Below are 16,863 nucleotides of genomic sequence, written 5' to 3'. Positions count from 1 at the left end.
CAGATGGATCTCGACTCTTACTCAGCCGCGCACCGCGAAGAATGGGATCGCCTTGCCGATTTGGGCAAGCAACGACGACTTTCCGGCACTGATGTCGACGAATTGATCGATCTTTACCAGTCCGGCGCCACTCAGCTGTCAGCGATGAAGACGAGTTCGGGCCAGTCTGCGCAGGCTGATCGACTCTCGCTCACCCTCAGTCGGGCGCGTCTGCGATTCACCGGGGCCTCGGCAAACCTGCTCAGTCAGCTCCCACAATTCTTTGTTGTTCAACTTCCGGCGGCGCTCTACCGGGTGCGCTGGATGTCGCTCATCCTCGCCGCCGCAACCTTCCTTGTTGGTTTCCTTTTCGCGTGGTGGGCAATTTCAAACCCGCAGGTTCTTGCGAACTTCGGAACGTCGGCAGAGCGTGAAGCTCTCGCTCAAGATGACTTCGTCGGGTACTACTCCGAATACTCCGGCGGATCGTTCACCGGGTTCGTCTGGACCAACAACGCGTGGATTGCCGCACAATCTGTCGCGTTTGGAATCATCGGCCTCTACGTTCCCTACCTGCTGTTCAACACGGCCCAGCAGCTGGGATTCACCGCGGCAATCATGAACGAGTTCGATCGCCTCGACGTGTTCTTTCTCTACATCGCTCCGCACGGCCAGCTTGAGCTCTACGCCATCTTCGTGGCAGGCGCGACCGGAATGATGATCTTCTGGTCGTGGGTCGCCCCAGGGGCACGCACGCGGGCTCAGTCGCTTGCTCACGCTGGTCGCTCGCTCTTCACGATCGTCGTCGGGCTCATCCTTGCGCTGCTCGTGTCCGGAGTGATCGAGGGCTATGTCACGCGCCAGGACTGGCCGTGGCCCATCAAGATCGGCATCGGCACTGTCGCGCTCGCCGGATTCTTGGCATACCAGTGGATCCTCGGTGGGCGCAGCGCTCGCGCCGGCAACACGGGAGACCTCAGCGAGTTCGACGCGGGGGCTACCCACATCGTCGCCAACTAACGCCCAGCCGCACTGACGCCCAGCAGCACTAACGCCTAGCCGCGCTGACGCCCAGCCGCGCTGTGGCAGCACTGGCGCAGCACAGAGGAGCTCGTAGAGAGGCTCTGCCGTGGTCTCGTGCCGCTACAGCTTTCCGGCGGCCTTGAGCGCGATGTAGTGGTCGGCAAGAGCCAGTGGCAGTTCACTGGGGCGTCTCGAGACGACGGATGCTCCGAGCTGGTTGATCGCGGCGGCAACTCGCGACTGATCGAGGAGAGCGCGCTCGGCAGCCCCGGCGAGATAGACGGCGTCGCGCGTGGACCGGTCGAGCGTGGCATCCGCAATGGATGGATCGGTGACGGAAGCCACCACAACAGTGTGTTTCGCGGTGAGCTGGGGGAGCATGGCGAGCAGCCCGAGGCTTCCGCCCGGCGATTCGGCTGTTGTGGCGAGAACGACGAGCGCGCGTTGGGTGGTGGCCTGACGCACGAGGCCCGGCACCGAGTTCCAATCCATCTCAATGAGTTCCGGCTGCACCGGCGCCATGCTGTTGACCATTTTCGAGAGCAGGTCGGGGCCGCTTGCGCCCTGCACTCGTGCGCGAACGCGGCGGTCGTAGATCATGAAGTCGACGTGATCGCCGGCACTCGAAGCGAGAGCGGCGAGCAGCAACGCTGATTCGAACGCGGTGTCGATGCGGGGCTCGTCTTCGATTCGTGCGGCTGAGGTGCGACCGCTGTCGACGACGATGACAACGCGGCGATCACGTTCGGGGCGCCACGTGCGCACCACAAGTTCAGAACGGCGGGCGGTGGCACGCCAATCGATGGAGCGAACGTCGTCGCCGCGCACGTAGTCGCGCAGGCTGTCGAATTCGGTGCCTTGACCACGGATCATGACGCTCGTTGCGCCATCGAGTTCTCGCAAGCGAGCGAGCCGTGATGGCAAGTGCTTGCGAGAGTTAAACGGGGGAAGCACGGTGAAAGAACTCGGCACGCTCACCGTAGTTTGACGCGCAATCAGTCGCAGCGGGCCGTACGACCGCACCGTGACGTGCACGGCTTCGCGGGTTCCTCGCCGCACGGGCGTGAGCACGGTGCTGAGTTCCCGACGTTCGCGCGACGGCACCGTCAGAGGTACCCGGTTGGTGTGAGCACCGGCGGACGGTTGCCAGCCGTCGCGCACGACGGCGCGCAGTCGGCGGCGGGTCGGGTTGGTGATGCGCAGGGTTGAGCTCGTGGTTTCGCCGAGGCGCACCCGGTCGGGCGCGATGCGTTCGAAACGCAGCGACCGCACCGACACCGCCAGCAGCAAATCGATGGCACCGACGACGATGACGAAAAGCAGCCACAGCGTGAGTACAAAGGGCTCGCCAGTCAGGACGATCGGCACAATGCCGAGCGCCAGTAGAGCGACGAACCATCCAGAAAGCGCCATCGTTAGATCGGAACCTGCACTTGCTGCACGATCGATCGCAAAATCACGTCAGACGAAACGCCTTCAAGCTCGGCCTCTGGACGGAGCTGGATGCGGTGGCGAAGCACCGGCAACACCATGCTCTGGATGTGGTCGGGCGTGATCGCGTCGGCGCCGGTGAGCCACGCCCAGGCCTTGGCTGCCGAGATGAGCGCGATTGCACCACGAGGGCTGACCCCGAGCTTCACGGAGGGGCTCTGGCGAGTGGCGCGAGCGAGGTCGACGGCGTAGGCAATCACGTCGGGGCTTGCGCCGACTTTTGCTACGGCATCCTGAGCGGCGGCGAGCATGGTCGCATCGAGCACGGGGGTTACTCCGGCGGCGGCGAGATCGCGCGGGTTGAAGCCGGCAGCGTGGCGCGTGAGCACTTCGATTTCAGTGTCACGTTCCGGCAGATCGAGCACGAGCTTCAGCAGAAAGCGGTCGAGCTGAGCTTCGGGCAGCGTGTAGGTGCCTTCGTATTCGATGGGGTTCATCGTGGCCGCGACCATGAAAGGTATGGGCAACTTGAGTGTCTTTCCATCGACCGAGACTTGGCGTTCTTCCATCGCTTCAAGCAACGATGACTGAGTCTTCGGGGGTGTGCGGTTGATCTCATCCGCGAGCAAAATGTTGGTGAAGACGGGGCCTTCGCGAAACTCGAACTCGCCAGCCTTGGCGTCGTAGACGAGCGAACCGGTGACGTCACCTGGCATGAGGTCTGGGGTGAACTGAACGCGCTTGGTGTCGAGCTGCAGTGCGCGGCTGAGGGTGCGCACGAGAAGGGTCTTGGCAACGCCGGGAACACCTTCGAGCAGCACATGGCCGCCCGTGAGTAGCGCAATGGTGAGGCCGGTGACGGCCGCATCCTGACCAACGACGGCCTTGCCTACTTCAGTGCGGAGTTGAGTGAATGCGTGCCGCAGTTGCTCGTCAGTCATATCTCGATTCTTCTCTATCTCTGGCTCGGTGGGGCTGAGGTTGTTAGGCGGGGCGGATGACGGCGTGCACTCGATCTTCGAGAGCAAGCAATTCATCGGAAAGCGTGATCAGTTCGTGGTCGGAGGTCGGCTCGCGATCGATGAGCAACTGTCGCAACGGCTCAATCGGCTGACCGACCAGTGGCGAAATCCGGTTGATGACATCGTCGATGGATGCTGTGGTCGGCATACCGCACAGTACGGCGATGCGGCGAATGGTTCCAATGCGCAGCGAATCGAGGGTGTGGAGTCTCGCTGTGGAGCGCTCATAGAGCCGCGCCCGCCCCTGCATCGTTTCGCTTGAGCGCACCGTCACGGGCAGTTTTTCGATCACGAGCGGGCCGAATCTGCGACCACGCCAGAGTGCGCCAGCCAGAAGTGTCAGCATCGTAAGCCAGACACCGGGCAAGACCCACCCGGGGGCGAGTTCAGCGGGCGTCTTGGCGTCACCGGAGTTGGCGAGGTCGAGGAAGCTTGGCGTGTACCAGACGAGCGTTTCGTGCTCGCCGAGGAGCCGCAGAGCGAAGGCCGCGTTGTCGGCTGCCGTGATATCGCCATTGCTGAGCGCATCAGTGGCGCCAAGGATCCGAAGTTCAGTCTCGCCACGGTCGAGCACGATCAGCCCGTAGCCATCGTCGTCGTTTCCGTAGCAGGCCGTGATATCGGCGCTCGGCTCGATCACGCGGTAATTGCTGGGGCCGGCGGTGATATCGGGGGCCTTCGCGACGAGCGGTGCTGAACAGGATGCCGAAACAGCATCCGAATTTTGGCCGGCGTGGGCGACTTCTGGTGCCACTCGCAGAAGTTCGGTGAGGGTCGGATCGGCGAACACGATGGTCGCCGCGAGTCCGGTTGCCGCGGCTACCTGGTCTTCGCTGAGGTACGCCTCAAAGTTAGTGAAGAACAGCGTGCTGTCGTCGGAGGAGTCGAGCGCCGCGCGAGTGTCATCGAGCGTCGTCGTAACCACCACGTCGACGCCCTGATCGCGCAATACTTCGGCGAGCGCCTGCGTTCCTGCTTCATAGGCACTGGTGGGGTCGAGCGGTGGGCCTTCGACTGCTGTCCCGGCGAGATTGAGACTCGCGATCGCGACGAGAACCACGAGAATCGAGCCGGCAACCCAGTAGAGGGCGCGCTTGGCTGTGGTGCCGACGCGGGGGGTGAGCACCGTTGTTTCTGTCGCGGTTGCTTGTGTGGCGCTCACAGGGTTGCCTCGGCAAGATCAGGTTTGGCCGCACGCACGCGTGCTTCCAGCGTGCGCAGTTCGTCGTACTGTTCTCGCGTTGCTGGTTTGCGCATGTAGCGCACGAGGTCGAAGACGTCGGCACTGTGGCCTAGCTCGCGGGCGAGCTCGGGCAGCGCGCGACTAGCGCGACTGGCGAAGCCGTGACCCGTGGTGCCTGGCGTCATGCTCACGAGAGTGCGTTCCGAGAGCCCGCGGGCGATCGAACGGAACATGTCAGCGATCGCTTCAGCAAAGTCTTCGCGCGCAGCAGCTTGCTCTGCGGATGCCCGCAATTGGGCCGCCGTGCGGTAGTCGGCCTCACCGAAGATGCCCTCTTCGTGGCGGCTCTTGCGGTTGAGGCGGGGGAGTCCGTAGACCACGATTGCAGCAATAATGGCGATCGCGACAAGAGCCAGCAGCACGATCAACACAATGGTCGGGATGCCCGTTCCTTCACCGATGGTGAGGCTCGCTAGCCAATCGCTAAACGCCTTCGAGACTCGGTCGAAGAGTGTGGGGCGGGCTGCCTGATACGGAGCCTTCGAAAGCTCGTCGATCAACCAATTCGTGGCCTGCTCCGAGTCGGGATCGACCGGAACCTCGCCAGAAACCGCGCGCGCCGAGCTGGATGACAGCAAGGCGGGCACGGTGACCGAGAGCGTCGTTAGCGTCATGAAGCCGTGTAAGGAGACGCGTCAGGTGCGCGTCGAGGCGAGCTGTCGAGGGTGAGGTACGGGTCGGGCACCGAGAAGTCACCAGCGTTCCGAGCCTCGACGAAACGAGTGAGTTCCAGGTCGAACCCTTCTTTTCGCATCCGCATGTCGATGTACAACAGGGCGGGGGCTGCTGATTGGATGACGATCGTGACGGCGCTGATCACGATTGAAACGACGATCGTCACGATGTAGAGCGCGATGAAAGCGACAACGCCGGCATCTTCGTCGCCGGTTGGATTGAGGAGGCCAACGCCGAGACCGCCGATGAAGCTCAGCGGGGCGGTAACCACACTCGACACCGTGTTCACGATGACCATGATGAGCAGCAAGATGCCGAAGGTGCGCCAGAAGCTTCCCTTGACAAGCGACCATGAGCGACGAATCGCTTGGCCGAGCGGCAAGCGCTCGATCATGAGCGCACTCGGAACGAACGCGAAGAAGGTACCGAGCCAGGCTGCGAGGAAGACACTCGCGGCGATGCCGAACAGCGTCACGAGCACTCCAATGACGATGCCAGCCGTGTCACCCCACGTGAACAGCAGCACGGCAATGCCAGCGATGAGAGCGATTCCGATAATGGCGGCGGCAGCAACAAGGGCTGACCAGCCAACGAGAGCCCACATGCGGCCCTTCGCGGCTGCCCACAGCCCGCGCAGGCGCAGTCGTTCACCGACAGCACCGCGTGCCACCTCGAGCGAGACGATTCCCTGAAGGAGTGCGCCACCGATCAGGGAGAGCACGACGGCAAAGAGTGCCGACAAAATTGTTCCGGCGGTGGCGCCAGCTTCGATGGCAGCGGCATCCGCATCGCTCGCGCTGAGCGTGCGTTCGACGCCGGCAAAGGTCACGACGCCCACGAGTACGAGCGAAGCGATCATGACGATGCTCATGATCAGCAGGGCGAACCCAAATGTGGGGCGGGGGTTGCGGCGAAGCACCATGAGCGATGCCGAAAGAATGGCGCCGAGTCCCAGGGGGGCCAAGGGGATAAGCCCGGGCTTGGGTGGTGGGGTCCACGAGGGAGCTGGAGCACCATACTGGGGCGCTCCCGGCGCGCCGTGAGGGGCTCCGGATGTCGTTCCCGGTGCGTACGCCGCAGACGGGGCAGGGGGTGCAAGCGGCTGGGAACCGTCGACAGGGTTACTGCTATCTGGCGATTGCCACGGACTGTTATCGCTCACGTCTCACCCTCGAATGTTGAACTGCATCTATTCAATCTCACTCATGTTTTCACACTCGACTACTCTTATGCGAAAGCTTCTCACTCTGTTAGCCCGAGAGCTAGAAAGTATCGAGGACACGTGAACCCGCGAATTCTTGTAGTCGATGACGACACTGCCCTGGCAGAAATGATCGGAATCGTTCTACGCACTGAAGGTTATGAACCATTTTTCTGCCAAGACGGCGCCCTAGCGTACGACGCCTTCAAGTCAGCAGCGCCCGATTTGGTGCTGCTTGACCTGATGCTGCCCGGAATGGACGGCATCGAAATTTGTGCCCGCATCCGTGAAGAATCTGGCGTGCCGATCATCATGCTCACGGCCAAGAGCGACACGGCGGATGTCGTGAAGGGGCTCGAGAGCGGTGCCGACGACTATGTCGTCAAACCTTTCAACCCCAAAGAGCTCGTTGCGCGGGTGCGCACCCGGTTGCGCCCAGCCAGCGACGCTGCCACCGGCACGCTGACCGTCGGCGACCTTGAGCTGGATGTCACGGGCCACGAGGTTCGCCGCGGCGACACCAAGATCAACCTGACGCCGCTCGAATTTGAGCTCCTGTTGGCGCTTGCGATGAAGCCTGAGCAGGTCTTCACTCGCGAGATGCTGTTGGAGCAAGTGTGGGGCTACCACTACAAAGCAGACACCCGGCTCGTGAATGTTCACGTGCAGCGGTTGCGCGCCAAGGTTGAAGAAGATCCCGACAACCCGAAGATCGTGATGACGGTTCGCGGGGTTGGCTACCGCGCCGGCGCCAGCGCCTAACTTTCATGCTCGAATTTGACTGGCGCGGCTGGATGCAGCGTATTGCTGCTCTGTGGCGCTCGTCGCTTCAAGTGCGCACTGTGGCGATCACAGTGTTGCTGTCGTCGGTCGTTGTCGCGGTGATCGCGGGCTATATGTCGCTCAGCGTTGGCGCGAATCTTTTTGATGCGAGTCGGGATCAGCTGACGCGCACGTCTTCGAATGCGACGCTTGCGGGTCAGCAGGTGTTCGATGCCGCTGATGAAGACCTGGGCCTTGAAGATCTCGATGACATGATGCGGGATGTTGCTGGCGTGATTGAGAGCGTCGCCTCGAGCACGGGTGGCACGAGTTACGCGATCTTGCGCACGCCTGGTCAAGACGGCCCGCGGGTTCCCGCTGACGTGCAGACTCAGGGGTTGTCGTCGGAGTCACTTATTTCTCAAGAGCTCCGCGACGTGGTGGCGGAATCCACCGAGCAGCGCACCTACTGGCAGTCGGTGGCACTCGAGCAGTCCGAAGATGGGGCCGTGCATCCTGGCCTCATCGTGGGGTCGACCCTCGACATTCGGGGCACGCAGTACGAGCTCTATCTGGTGTACGACATCCAAGACACTCAAGACACTCTCGTTGTAGTGCAGCAAACGCTTGGGCTTGGTGGCTTTGCCCTCTTGGCGCTCATCGGCATTGTCACGTTCGTCGTGGTGCGCCTTGTAGTCGGGCCAGTGAAGTTGGCGGCTGAGACCAGCCAACGCCTTGCCGCCGGTGAACTTGAAGTGCGCATTCCGGTTCAGGGCAACGATGTCATCGCAACGTTGGCGCGTTCGTTCAACGGAATGGCCACGAGCATGCAGCAGCAGATCACCCGGCTGGCTGCTCTCTCGCAGGTGCAGCAACGCTTTGTGTCGGATGTCTCGCACGAGCTTCGTACGCCGCTCACGACTATCCGGCTCGCCGGCGACGTTCTTTACGACCAGCGTGAGTCGTTCCCGCCCGCAACGGCCCGTACGGCTGAACTGCTTCACACTCAAGTGGAACGATTCGAGTTGCTGCTCGCCGACCTGCTCGAAATGAGTCGTTACGACGCGGGTGCCGTCGATATGGAAACCGAGCCAACCAACCTCGTGCGTCTCGTCGAGGACGCCATCGAGAGCCTCACGTCGCTGGCGGCAAGCAAGGGGTCCGAACTGCGACTTGTGGCACCCGGTGGCTACTTTGAAGCGGATGTCGACCCGCGTCGCATCCGTCGTATCCTTCAGAATCTGCTCAGTAACGCCATCGACCACGGCGATGGATTGCCGATTGTGGTGTGGATTGACAGCGACCAAGACGCGGTCGCTATTGCGGTGCGTGATTATGGCGTCGGCATGAGTCAGGGAGCCCTTGAGCGAGTGTTCGACCGCTTTTGGCGCGCCGACCCTTCGCGCCAGCGCACCACAGGCGGCACCGGTCTCGGCCTTGCCATTGCCCTTGAAGATGCTGCACTTCACGGTGGCTGGTTGGAAGTGTGGTCGGATGGGGACAACGGCTCGTGCTTCCGCTTGACCATTCCGAGAGCTCGCGGTTCTGAGTTGCGCTCGTCGCCTCTTGAACTGCCGCCGAATGATGACGTACCGAGTTTGGAGGGACCACATGCCTAAGGTCTCTCTCGCCTACCTCGCCCTTCTGGCTGCCGTTTCAGTGGCGCTCACGGGCTGTGTGGGCGTTCCGCTCTCGAGCGACGTCCAGTCGGGGCCGCTCATCGATGAACAAGACGATACTCAGTACGAAATTGTGGCATCGGGCCCTGTTGCGGGCTCAACCCAGGAGCAAATTCTTACCGACTTCATGAGCGCCGTGCGGTCGCCATCGCGTGACTATTCGGTGGCTCGCGAGTTCCTCACGAGTTCGATGAACGAGACGTGGGCTCCCGCGGCAAGCGCAACTGTCCGCGAGCGTGACAAGCTGCCGACAATCGCTCCGGCGCTCGAGGGCGATTCGCTCAGCTACTCGTTCTCCGCGCAAGCAGTGATCGATGAGCGGGGGGTGTACTCCGAGCTGCGAGCTCCGGTCTCGCAAACCCTCGCGTTCGAGTTCGAGCAGGTGGCTGGCGAGTGGCGGATATCTAGCGCTCCACCGGGAATCGTGCTCTCCGACCGTGGTTTCGAAGTGAGTTTCGAAGAACAGGTTTTGTACTATTTCGATCCCAGTTTCGCCTACTTGATTCCGGATGTTCGTTGGTTCGCTGTGCGGCAGTCCTCCCAATCGCGTGCCATCCAGGCGCTGTTGGCCGCAGATTCTGCCTGGGTGCAGCAGGGCGTGCTGCTGACGGCGTTCCCGCCATCCACAACGCTCGGCGCTACCAGCAGCCTGACCTCGGGGCGGGCCGTCGTTGACCTGAGTTCTGAAGCGCTCGCCGCGAATACTGTTGCTCGCGAGCGCATGCAGCAGCAATTGTCGGCCACGCTGCACACGCCCATTGTGGTGTTGACGGTCGACGGTCGCGATCTCCAGAGCACCAGCTCAGGGCAGAGTGCTGCTGTGATTGAGCCGGGTTCAGCTGGGCCGCTCGTGGTAGGAACCGGCAGCGAGTTCGGGTTCAGCACGAGCGATGGACTCAGCGAAATCAACGAACTGAGCGCATTTGTGGTCGAGGCAGGCGCGACAACCGCGGCGCTGTCGGCCGACCGGCTTTCTGTGACCTATCGGGCTGCCGACGGAGGTGCCTACTTTGCAACGGTGGGAGTCGCTCCGCGACTGATTGACGAACGACCCGGCTTGGTTGCGCCGTCGCTTGATCCGTTCCGATTCGTGTGGTCAGCGCAAGAGGCCAGTGCGACGTCGCTCTCCACGTTCGAGGTCGACGGCACCGAGCATCCGCTGCAAACGACGCTGCCAGCGGATTCCACAATCGTGTCGCTGGATGTCTCGCGTGACGGTGCGCGACTGCTCGTGTATCTCTCCACGCCGTCTGGGCCGCAGTTGTTGGTGTACGGAATCGTGCGCCAGCAGGGCAATGTGCCCGTGCAACTCGTGGAGCCGGTATCGCTGCCGGTTCGCGCCGGGGAAGCCGTTGACGCCGCCTGGGTCGGTTCCAGTACGGTCGCGACGCTCTCGGGAACCGCTGACTCCACCGAGGTGACTGCCTACGAAATTGGTGGCCCTTCTCGTGAGCTCGGCGATGTTGACGGGGCGACGCAGCTGGTCAGCACGGGAGCAAACACTGATGGGCTGCGGGTGCTGGCTGACGGCGAAGTATGGCGGCCGCAAGGCAGCCAGGCGTGGGTGCTCGCGGGGCTCGACGCCTCCTTCATGGCGTCGCAGCAGTAACAGCTATCCACTGATCACCCGCGATCGTCGTCGTGGGGTGACGCCTCCGGGCACGCTCGACTCATGACGCCTTCCGAGCAGCCTCCCGACCAACCTTCCGGCGGTCGTGAGCCCATCGGGTGGAGTGTGCTGGTGCGCGAGGCACTGCGCGACGCTCTCGCACTCATCCTTCCCGTGGAGTGTGCCGGATGCCAACGCCCCGACCGAGCGCTGTGCGACGAATGCGCGCGCAGTCTCGTCTCGCACACGAGCATCCACTCGACACCGCAGCACCTGCGCGTGTACGCCGCGCTGAGGTACGAGGATCGTGTTCGGCGGGTTCTCCTCGCCTTCAAGAACCATCACCGCACCGACCTTGCGCGACCGCTCTCCGTTGCCCTTCTCTCGGCCCTCAGGCGCGCGCTCAGCGAGTCAACGGCGCCCGGGGGAGCATCGGGCCCTATCGAGATCATTGCGGTCCCCAGCAGCAAGACGGCGATGCGCACGCGGGGCTACCATCCCGTCGGGCTCGTGCTGAAAACCGCCGGCGTCCGCCACGCCCGGGCGCTTCGCGTCGCTCAAAAAACTCGAAGCCAGAAAATGCTGAGCGCCGAGGAGCGCGCCGTCAACGTGAAAGGGGCGTTCATTTCGGTGCGTTCGCTCGCCGGCAGCCGCGTAATCATTGTGGATGACGTGCTCACCACAGGAGCGACCCTCGACGAAGCCGCGAGAGCGATTTCAGCCGCGGGCGGAACAGTTATCGCGGCCGCAACCATGGGGTTCACTCCAAGAACGCTGGCGGTTCGTGACATTGCCAGCGGCGAGGGCTACGGTATGGAAAAGGGCGCGAAATAGAAGCTGCCTCACGGGGCAGCCGCGCATTATGGCTAGGAGGTCGCCGTGGAAATCACCGTCAACGGACGAAATGTAGGAGTCACGGATCGTTTCCGTGAGTACGCGATCGAAAAGTCTGAGAAGGTTTCTCACTTGGCCGAGAAGGCAATCGCCTTCGAAGTCAAGGTAACCCGACACCACGAAACCAAAGGTTCCAGTGGAGACGACCGCGTTGAGTTGACGTTGATTGGACCAGGTCCGCTTGTTCGAGCGGAAGCTGCTGGTTCAGATAAGTATGTTGCTTTCGATTTGGCTATGGCCAAGCTCGTCGAGCGAATCCGCCAGTCGAAGGATCGCAAAAAGATTCACCGCGGAAACCACCGCCCCACTTCGCTTCGTGAAGCGAGCGCTGGCGGTTTTGCGGTTGTTGATATCACCCCCGCAAGTCCCGACGTGATCGAAAAGGTCGCGACCGGAGCAATTCCTATTCAGGGGGAAGAGGCGGAACCAGGGGACGAGGACTACTCGCCCGTAGTTATTCGCCGCAAGGTGTTCCCGTCCAGCCACATGACGGTGGAGGAAGCTCTCGATCACATGGAATTGGTCGGCCACGACTTCTTCCTGTTCGTCGATAGCCAGACCGATCGTCCGAGTGTGGTCTACCGCCGCAAGGGCTGGGATTACGGCGTTATTGCTCTCGAAGAAGAGGCAGAAGACGCAGTTCCCAGCGGCCGCTCGCGCAAGCGCAAGGTCGCTAACGGCTAAGTACACCAAGTTTTTGGCTTGGAGTTGATACGATTACGAACCGGTAACGCGGCTGTGCGCTGATCGCACACACCGCGTTACCGTGACGTAAGCGTCTAAAAGACTGCGCTTCGTCGAGCAGTGCCAGCGTCGGACCCGTCCGACAAGAATGGGAGTATTCGGTGGCGAATGTTTTAGAACGCGCTCTTCGCGTAGGTGAGGGTCGACTTCTTCGACGCTTGAAAGGCTACGCGGCGGCCGTTAACCATCTCGAGGATGACTTCAACACCCTCACTGATGATGAGTTGAAGAACGAGACTGTAGAACTGCGCGAGCGCTATGCCGGTGGAGAGTCGCTCGACGACTTGCTCCCCGAGGCTTTCGCTGCGGTCCGTGAAGCGGCAAAGCGAACTCTGGGCATGCGTCACTTCGACGTTCAGCTCATGGGTGGTGCAGCACTGCACTTGGGCAACATCGCTGAGATGAAGACCGGTGAGGGCAAGACCCTCGTGGCAACGCTCGCTGCCTACCTCAACGCCATCGCGGCGCAGGGTGTGCACGTCATCACGGTCAACGACTACTTGGCCAGCTACCAATCTGAACTTATGGGCCGCGTTTTCCGCGCCCTCGGCATGACAACTGGATGTATCGTCTCCGGTCAAGCGCCTCCTGAGCGTCGCGAACAGTACGCGGCTGACATCACGTATGGAACCAACAATGAGTTTGGCTTCGACTACCTGCGCGACAACATGGCGTGGCAGGCGAGCGACATGGTTCAGCGCGGACACTATTTCGCTGTCGTTGACGAGGTCGACTCGATCCTCATCGACGAGGCACGTACCCCGCTCATCATCTCGGGTCCTTCGTCGGGGGAGGCGAACCGGTGGTTCACCGAGTTTGCGAACCTCTCCAAGAAGCTCATTCCTGAAGTTGACTTTGAGGTCGACGAGAAGAAGCGCACCGTTGGTGTGCTCGAGCCCGGTATCGAAAAGGTCGAGGACTACCTCGGCATCGACAACCTGTACGAATCGGCGAACACTCCGCTGATTTCGTTCTTGAACAACTCGATCAAGGCTCGTGCGCTGTTCAAGAAAGACAAGGACTACGTCGTCATGAACGGCGAAGTGCTGATCGTTGATGAGCACACCGGCCGTATTCTTCAGGGCCGTCGGTACAACGAAGGTATTCACCAGGCGATTGAGGCCAAAGAGGGCGTTGCGGTTAAGGCCGAGAACCAGACTCTTGCGACCGTCACTCTGCAGAACTACTTCCGTTTGTACAACAAGCTGTCGGGCATGACCGGTACCGCCGAGACTGAGGCGGCAGAGTTCATGTCGACCTACAAGCTTGGCGTGGTCGCTATCCCCACTAACCGTCCGATGCAGCGCATCGACCAGTCCGACCTGATTTACAAGAACGAGCAGTCCAAGTTCGAGCAGGTTGTCGCTGATATCGCGAAGCGCCACGAGCAGGGTCAGCCGGTTCTGGTGGGTACGACAAGTGTTGAGAAGAGCGAACTGCTCTCGCGCATGCTCGCCAAGAAGGGCGTCAAGCACGAGGTGCTGAACGCTAAGAACCACGCTCGCGAAGCAGCAATCGTTGCTCAAGCGGGTCGTCTCGGCTCTGTCACCGTCGCCACAAACATGGCTGGTCGAGGCACCGACGTCATGCTCGGCGGAAACGCCGAGTTCTTGGCCGTCGCTGAGATGAATGCCCGTGGCCTTAACCCCTCGGAAACTCCTGACGAGTACGAAGCCGCCTGGGATGACGTCTTCGCTGAGGTCAAGTCGGGTGTCGAAAAGGAAGCTAAGAAGGTTATCGATGTTGGTGGGCTTTACGTGCTTGGCACCGAGCGCCACGAATCTCGTCGTATCGACAACCAGCTGCGCGGTCGTTCCGGTCGTCAGGGCGACCCGGGCGAGAGCCGTTTCTACCTGTCGTTGCAAGACGACCTCATGCGCTTGTTCAACAGTGGTGCCGCTGAGGCGCTAATGGGGCGTTCGTCGGTTCCCGACGATCTCGCTATTGAGTCCAAGGTCGTCAGCCGCGCCATCCGCAGTGCGCAGTCGCAGGTTGAATCTCGTAACGCGGAGATCCGCAAGAACGTTCTCAAGTACGACGATGTTCTTAACCGTCAGCGTGAAGCAATTTACAGCGACCGCCGTCACATCCTCGAGGGCGATGATCTGAAGGACCGCGTTCAGCGCTTCCTGAAAGACGTCGTGACTGAGGTTGTTGACGTTCACACTGCCGAGGGCCACTCCGAGGAGTGGGACTTCGATGCGCTGTGGGTCGAGCTCAAGACGATGTACCCGGTCGGTATCACTGTCGACGAGGTGCTCACCGAGGGCGGTGCGCGCGGCAAACTGACGAGCGCGTTCGTCGCCAAGGAAGTTCACTCGGATGCCGTTATCGCTTACGAGCGTCGCGAACAGCAGCTGGGCGAGACCGCCATGCGCGAGCTTGAGCGTCGAGTTGTCCTCAGCGTGATCGACCGCCGCTGGCGCGATCACCTCTACGAGATGGACTACCTGAAAGACGGTATTGGTCTGCGGGCTATGGCTCAGCGTGACCCGCTCGTCGAGTACCAGCGTGAAGGTTTCGCTCTCTTCCAGAGCATGATGGGTCAGATTCGCGAAGAAACCGTTGGCTTCCTCTTCAACCTTGATGTCGAAGTCAATGGCGGCGGCGAAGCGACTACGGTTCAGGCGCGTGGTTTGGATGCCCCGGCTGCACCGGCAACTCAACTCAGCTATTCGGCGCCAAGCGCTGATGCGTCGGGTGAGGTTGAGGTTCGCAACGATCGCGGCCAGGTTGAGCGCGCGGCAACGGCTCAGGCGCAGCAGTCGAAGGTTGCTCCTCAGCAGCAGGCGCAGCCCCAGGGCAACGATCGTGGCGCGTTCGGTCAGCGTCCCGAGGGCGCTGCCCCGGAGGCTCCGTTGAACCGTTCCCAGCGCCGAGCGCAGGAGAAGCGTAAGAAGTAGTGAGATCTCACGCCGGCGATTGAACGCCGGCTGCACACAACGAATGCCCCACTCGAGTTTCGAGTGGGGCATTCGTTGTGTGCGCTGTAGGGGTGTGAAACTACAGCACGTTGATGGCGGTCGCTCGCCAGCGCTTGTCGAGGCCTTCGAGGCGCACGGCGACAGCGCGGGTGCGGGCACGACCGCGCACGATAACGACGGCTTCGATAGCGCCATCGCGGGGCTCGCACAGCCTGATCGAGCCCATGCTGAAGCTGGGGCGAGTGACGGGCTGGCCTTTGGCTCGACGGGCGCGTGCGGAGAGCACGGTGCGCTTGAGCAGATGACGGTAGACGTCGTCGGTGACCCACCGAGCGATCTGTTCCAGGTCGCGTGCGCCGGCGAGTACTTCGATCACGCAGCGAGTGAGGTTCTCGACGAGGGGAGCGGGGTCAGGCAGCTCGGCGCTCGGAGTGGGCTGGTGGCCAAAGAACTCGTCGGGAACGAAGCGAGGCCGGATGACCTTCGACGGAAGGGTTCCAGTGCGCTGGCGCGCCTGTCGGGGTATTTCCACACTCGGTAAGGAGGCGGGAAGGGGCTCGGTACTCATGATCTCCCGGGTAAAAGGTCAAGACGGCGATGTTTACCCCCATAAGGGGGTAGACCACACTTAAGCAGGAAGTAGACCAGTTGTCTATGACCAATCTTCAATTGTGGATAACAATTTGGAGCCGAGAGCCACCGTCAGTACCGTCAACGCATGCGCTGGGACAACCTCTTTGACGACCTCGAGAGCCAGCTCGAGCGCGAAATCACCGCCGATGACCTTGAGATCGATGCAGAAGAGGAACGGCTGCGGTTGGGCCGGCTCAGCATCCGCGACCGCATTGTGGCGCTGCACACCCGCAGCACTTCCGAGTCCCCGCTGACTCTTTCGGTGCTTTTGATCACCGGCACGCGCGTGATCCTTCGCCCCGTCATCATTGGTCGAGATTGGATGTCGGCTGACCTCGTCGACGAGAGCGGCCGTCCTGGTCAGTGCATCGTTCCTTTCGCGGCGTTAGCCGGCATTTCGATGGGGGCGGCTCACATCACGCCGAGCCTCGCGACCACGCCTTCCAACGGACATCCGAGTCTCTCTCAGCGGTTGAGCCTCAGTTATGTATTGCGGGATCTGTGTCGGAGACGCCGGGCTGTTTCGCTTGTACTGGTTGCGGGGGAGGTGCACGGCACGATTGACCGCGTTGGCCGTGACCATCTGGATGTTGCGGTGCACGAGCGTGGGGCGGTGCGCCGCGAGACTGCGGTATCGGAGTACCGCTTGGTGCCGTTCACCAGCGTCGTACTCGTTCGGCCGTAACTTTCGTTAGCGTTAGCGTTAGCGTTAGCGCTAGCGCGTGCGTTGCTCGCCGAAGTTGACTTCGGTGACCGTGGCGATGTCGGACTGGTTCCACAGACTCATGCGACGAGTCTCTTCGTAGAGGGCTTCAATATATGACTCGAGAACGGAATTCTCGATGCGCCATTGACCCTTGCTGCCCACTTTGATCGCGGGTAGTTCGCCGGAACGCACGAGTTCAAGAACCTCATGCGGAGAGACGCTGAGCACTTCGGCAGTGTCGGCCAGGGTGAGAAATCGCCCGAGGCCCTCTGCTGGGTTGATCGCGTTCATGCATCGATTATGCGGCCATGAAGCTGGGAATGGGGTTGATGTGGATA

General features: G+C 61.6%; 15 protein-coding genes. 8 read left to right on the top strand and 7 right to left on the bottom strand.

The genetic code is table 11. The features are described from left to right. The first annotated feature begins 3 nt into the window (after window positions 1-3). Window positions 4-999 carry a stage II sporulation protein M gene (locus ACWFSR_RS10395; RefSeq protein ID WP_197107159.1) on the top strand — a complete coding sequence of 332 codons (996 nt, stop codon included), beginning with the start codon at window positions 4-6 and terminating at the stop codon, window positions 997-999. Between the two features lie 123 nt (window positions 1,000-1,122). Here ACWFSR_RS10395 and ACWFSR_RS10390 read toward each other — a convergent pair whose 3' ends face one another. From ACWFSR_RS10390 to ACWFSR_RS10370, 5 genes are read right to left on the bottom strand one after another with little or no spacing between them, the layout of a single operon-like run. Next, window positions 1,123-2,415 (bottom strand): DUF58 domain-containing protein, encoded by a 1,293-nt coding sequence (locus ACWFSR_RS10390; protein ID WP_197106173.1) that lies wholly within the window; start codon window positions 2,413-2,415, stop codon window positions 1,123-1,125. Window positions 2,416-2,417: 2 nt separating this feature from the next. After that, window positions 2,418-3,374, bottom strand: a complete 957-nt coding sequence (locus ACWFSR_RS10385; protein WP_447522346.1) for an AAA family ATPase — start codon at window positions 3,372-3,374, stop codon at window positions 2,418-2,420. 43 nt (window positions 3,375-3,417) lie between these two features. Next, entirely contained in the window at window positions 3,418-4,617 is a 1,200-nt protein-coding gene (locus ACWFSR_RS10380; RefSeq protein ID WP_447522345.1) for a DUF4350 domain-containing protein, read from the bottom strand. Continuing rightward, complete coding sequence (locus tag ACWFSR_RS10375; protein WP_197109621.1) at window positions 4,614-5,312, bottom strand: DUF4129 domain-containing protein; 699 nt, start codon at window positions 5,310-5,312, stop codon at window positions 4,614-4,616. The genes ACWFSR_RS10380 and ACWFSR_RS10375 overlap by 4 nt, the downstream gene beginning before the upstream one ends. Next, the gene (locus ACWFSR_RS10370; RefSeq protein WP_447522344.1) at window positions 5,309-6,535 is read right to left on the bottom strand and encodes a hypothetical protein; all 1,227 of its coding nucleotides are present in this window, start codon (window positions 6,533-6,535) and stop codon (window positions 5,309-5,311) included. Before ACWFSR_RS10370 ends, ACWFSR_RS10375 begins: the two co-directional genes overlap by 4 nt. Before the next feature lie 120 nt (window positions 6,536-6,655). On the opposite strand from ACWFSR_RS10370, the gene mtrA reads away from it, so the two are divergent. From mtrA to secA, 6 genes are all read left to right on the top strand, one after another. Continuing rightward, a complete protein-coding gene (gene mtrA, locus ACWFSR_RS10365) occupies window positions 6,656-7,336 on the top strand; it encodes an MtrAB system response regulator MtrA (protein WP_197106170.1) in 681 nt (226 codons plus the stop codon). Between the two features lie 5 nt (window positions 7,337-7,341). Continuing rightward, the gene (mtrB, locus tag ACWFSR_RS10360) at window positions 7,342-8,955 is read left to right on the top strand and encodes an MtrAB system histidine kinase MtrB (protein WP_197106169.1); all 1,614 of its coding nucleotides are present in this window, start codon (window positions 7,342-7,344) and stop codon (window positions 8,953-8,955) included. Beyond that, the gene (locus ACWFSR_RS10355) at window positions 8,948-10,624 is read left to right on the top strand and encodes an LpqB family beta-propeller domain-containing protein (protein ID WP_447522343.1); all 1,677 of its coding nucleotides are present in this window, start codon (window positions 8,948-8,950) and stop codon (window positions 10,622-10,624) included. The genes mtrB and ACWFSR_RS10355 overlap by 8 nt, the downstream gene beginning before the upstream one ends. A gap of 63 nt (window positions 10,625-10,687) precedes the next feature. Then, window positions 10,688-11,458 (top strand): ComF family protein, encoded by a 771-nt coding sequence (locus ACWFSR_RS10350; RefSeq protein WP_197106167.1) that lies wholly within the window; start codon window positions 10,688-10,690, stop codon window positions 11,456-11,458. A gap of 45 nt (window positions 11,459-11,503) precedes the next feature. Then, a complete protein-coding gene (gene hpf / locus ACWFSR_RS10345) occupies window positions 11,504-12,202 on the top strand; it encodes a ribosome hibernation-promoting factor, HPF/YfiA family (protein ID WP_197106166.1) in 699 nt (232 codons plus the stop codon). A gap of 161 nt (window positions 12,203-12,363) precedes the next feature. Continuing rightward, window positions 12,364-15,165: a preprotein translocase subunit SecA gene (gene secA / locus ACWFSR_RS10340; protein ID WP_197106165.1), complete on the top strand. Its 2,802-nt coding sequence runs from the start codon at window positions 12,364-12,366 to the stop codon at window positions 15,163-15,165. Window positions 15,166-15,265: 100 nt separating this feature from the next. Here secA and ACWFSR_RS10335 read toward each other — a convergent pair whose 3' ends face one another. After that, on the bottom strand, window positions 15,266-15,754 hold the full coding sequence (locus ACWFSR_RS10335; protein ID WP_197109623.1) for an Rv3235 family protein: 489 nt from the start codon (window positions 15,752-15,754) through the stop codon (window positions 15,266-15,268). Window positions 15,755-15,904: 150 nt separating this feature from the next. Between ACWFSR_RS10335 and ACWFSR_RS10330 the strand changes: the two genes are divergently transcribed. Further along, window positions 15,905-16,504: a hypothetical protein gene (locus tag ACWFSR_RS10330; RefSeq protein ID WP_447522342.1), complete on the top strand. Its 600-nt coding sequence runs from the start codon at window positions 15,905-15,907 to the stop codon at window positions 16,502-16,504. 30 nt (window positions 16,505-16,534) lie between these two features. Here the strand turns inward: ACWFSR_RS10330 and ACWFSR_RS10325 are convergent, their stop codons facing one another. Beyond that, window positions 16,535-16,816 carry a helix-turn-helix domain-containing protein gene (locus tag ACWFSR_RS10325; RefSeq protein WP_100388489.1) on the bottom strand — a complete coding sequence of 94 codons (282 nt, stop codon included), beginning with the start codon at window positions 16,814-16,816 and terminating at the stop codon, window positions 16,535-16,537. Window positions 16,817-16,863: the final 47 nt, after the last annotated feature.

It is taken from the genome of Salinibacterium sp. NYA9b, assembly GCF_976973725.1.
The sequence above is the reverse complement of the archived record's forward strand: the minus strand, read 5'-3'. Positions and strand labels throughout refer to the sequence as shown.

Excerpts from the sequence above, each read along its gene's own strand:
- ACWFSR_RS10395 (WP_197107159.1), top strand. The coding sequence starts at position 4 with ATGGATCTCGACTCTTACTCAGCCGCGCACCGCGAAGAATGGGATCGC.
- ACWFSR_RS10390 (WP_197106173.1), bottom strand. The coding sequence starts at position 2,415 with ATGGCGCTTTCTGGATGGTTCGTCGCTCTACTGGCGCTCGGCATTGTG.
- ACWFSR_RS10385 (WP_447522346.1), bottom strand. The coding sequence starts at position 3,374 with ATGACTGACGAGCAACTGCGGCACGCATTCACTCAACTCCGCACTGAA.
- ACWFSR_RS10375 (WP_197109621.1), bottom strand. The coding sequence starts at position 5,312 with ATGACGCTAACGACGCTCTCGGTCACCGTGCCCGCCTTGCTGTCATCC.
- mtrB (WP_197106169.1), top strand. The coding sequence starts at position 7,342 with ATGCTCGAATTTGACTGGCGCGGCTGGATGCAGCGTATTGCTGCTCTG.
- ACWFSR_RS10355 (WP_447522343.1), top strand. The coding sequence starts at position 8,948 with ATGCCTAAGGTCTCTCTCGCCTACCTCGCCCTTCTGGCTGCCGTTTCA.
- ACWFSR_RS10350 (WP_197106167.1), top strand. The coding sequence starts at position 10,688 with ATGACGCCTTCCGAGCAGCCTCCCGACCAACCTTCCGGCGGTCGTGAG.
- ACWFSR_RS10335 (WP_197109623.1), bottom strand. The coding sequence starts at position 15,754 with ATGAGTACCGAGCCCCTTCCCGCCTCCTTACCGAGTGTGGAAATACCC.
- ACWFSR_RS10330 (WP_447522342.1), top strand. The coding sequence starts at position 15,905 with ATGCGCTGGGACAACCTCTTTGACGACCTCGAGAGCCAGCTCGAGCGC.
- ACWFSR_RS10325 (WP_100388489.1), bottom strand. The coding sequence starts at position 16,816 with ATGAACGCGATCAACCCAGCAGAGGGCCTCGGGCGATTTCTCACCCTG.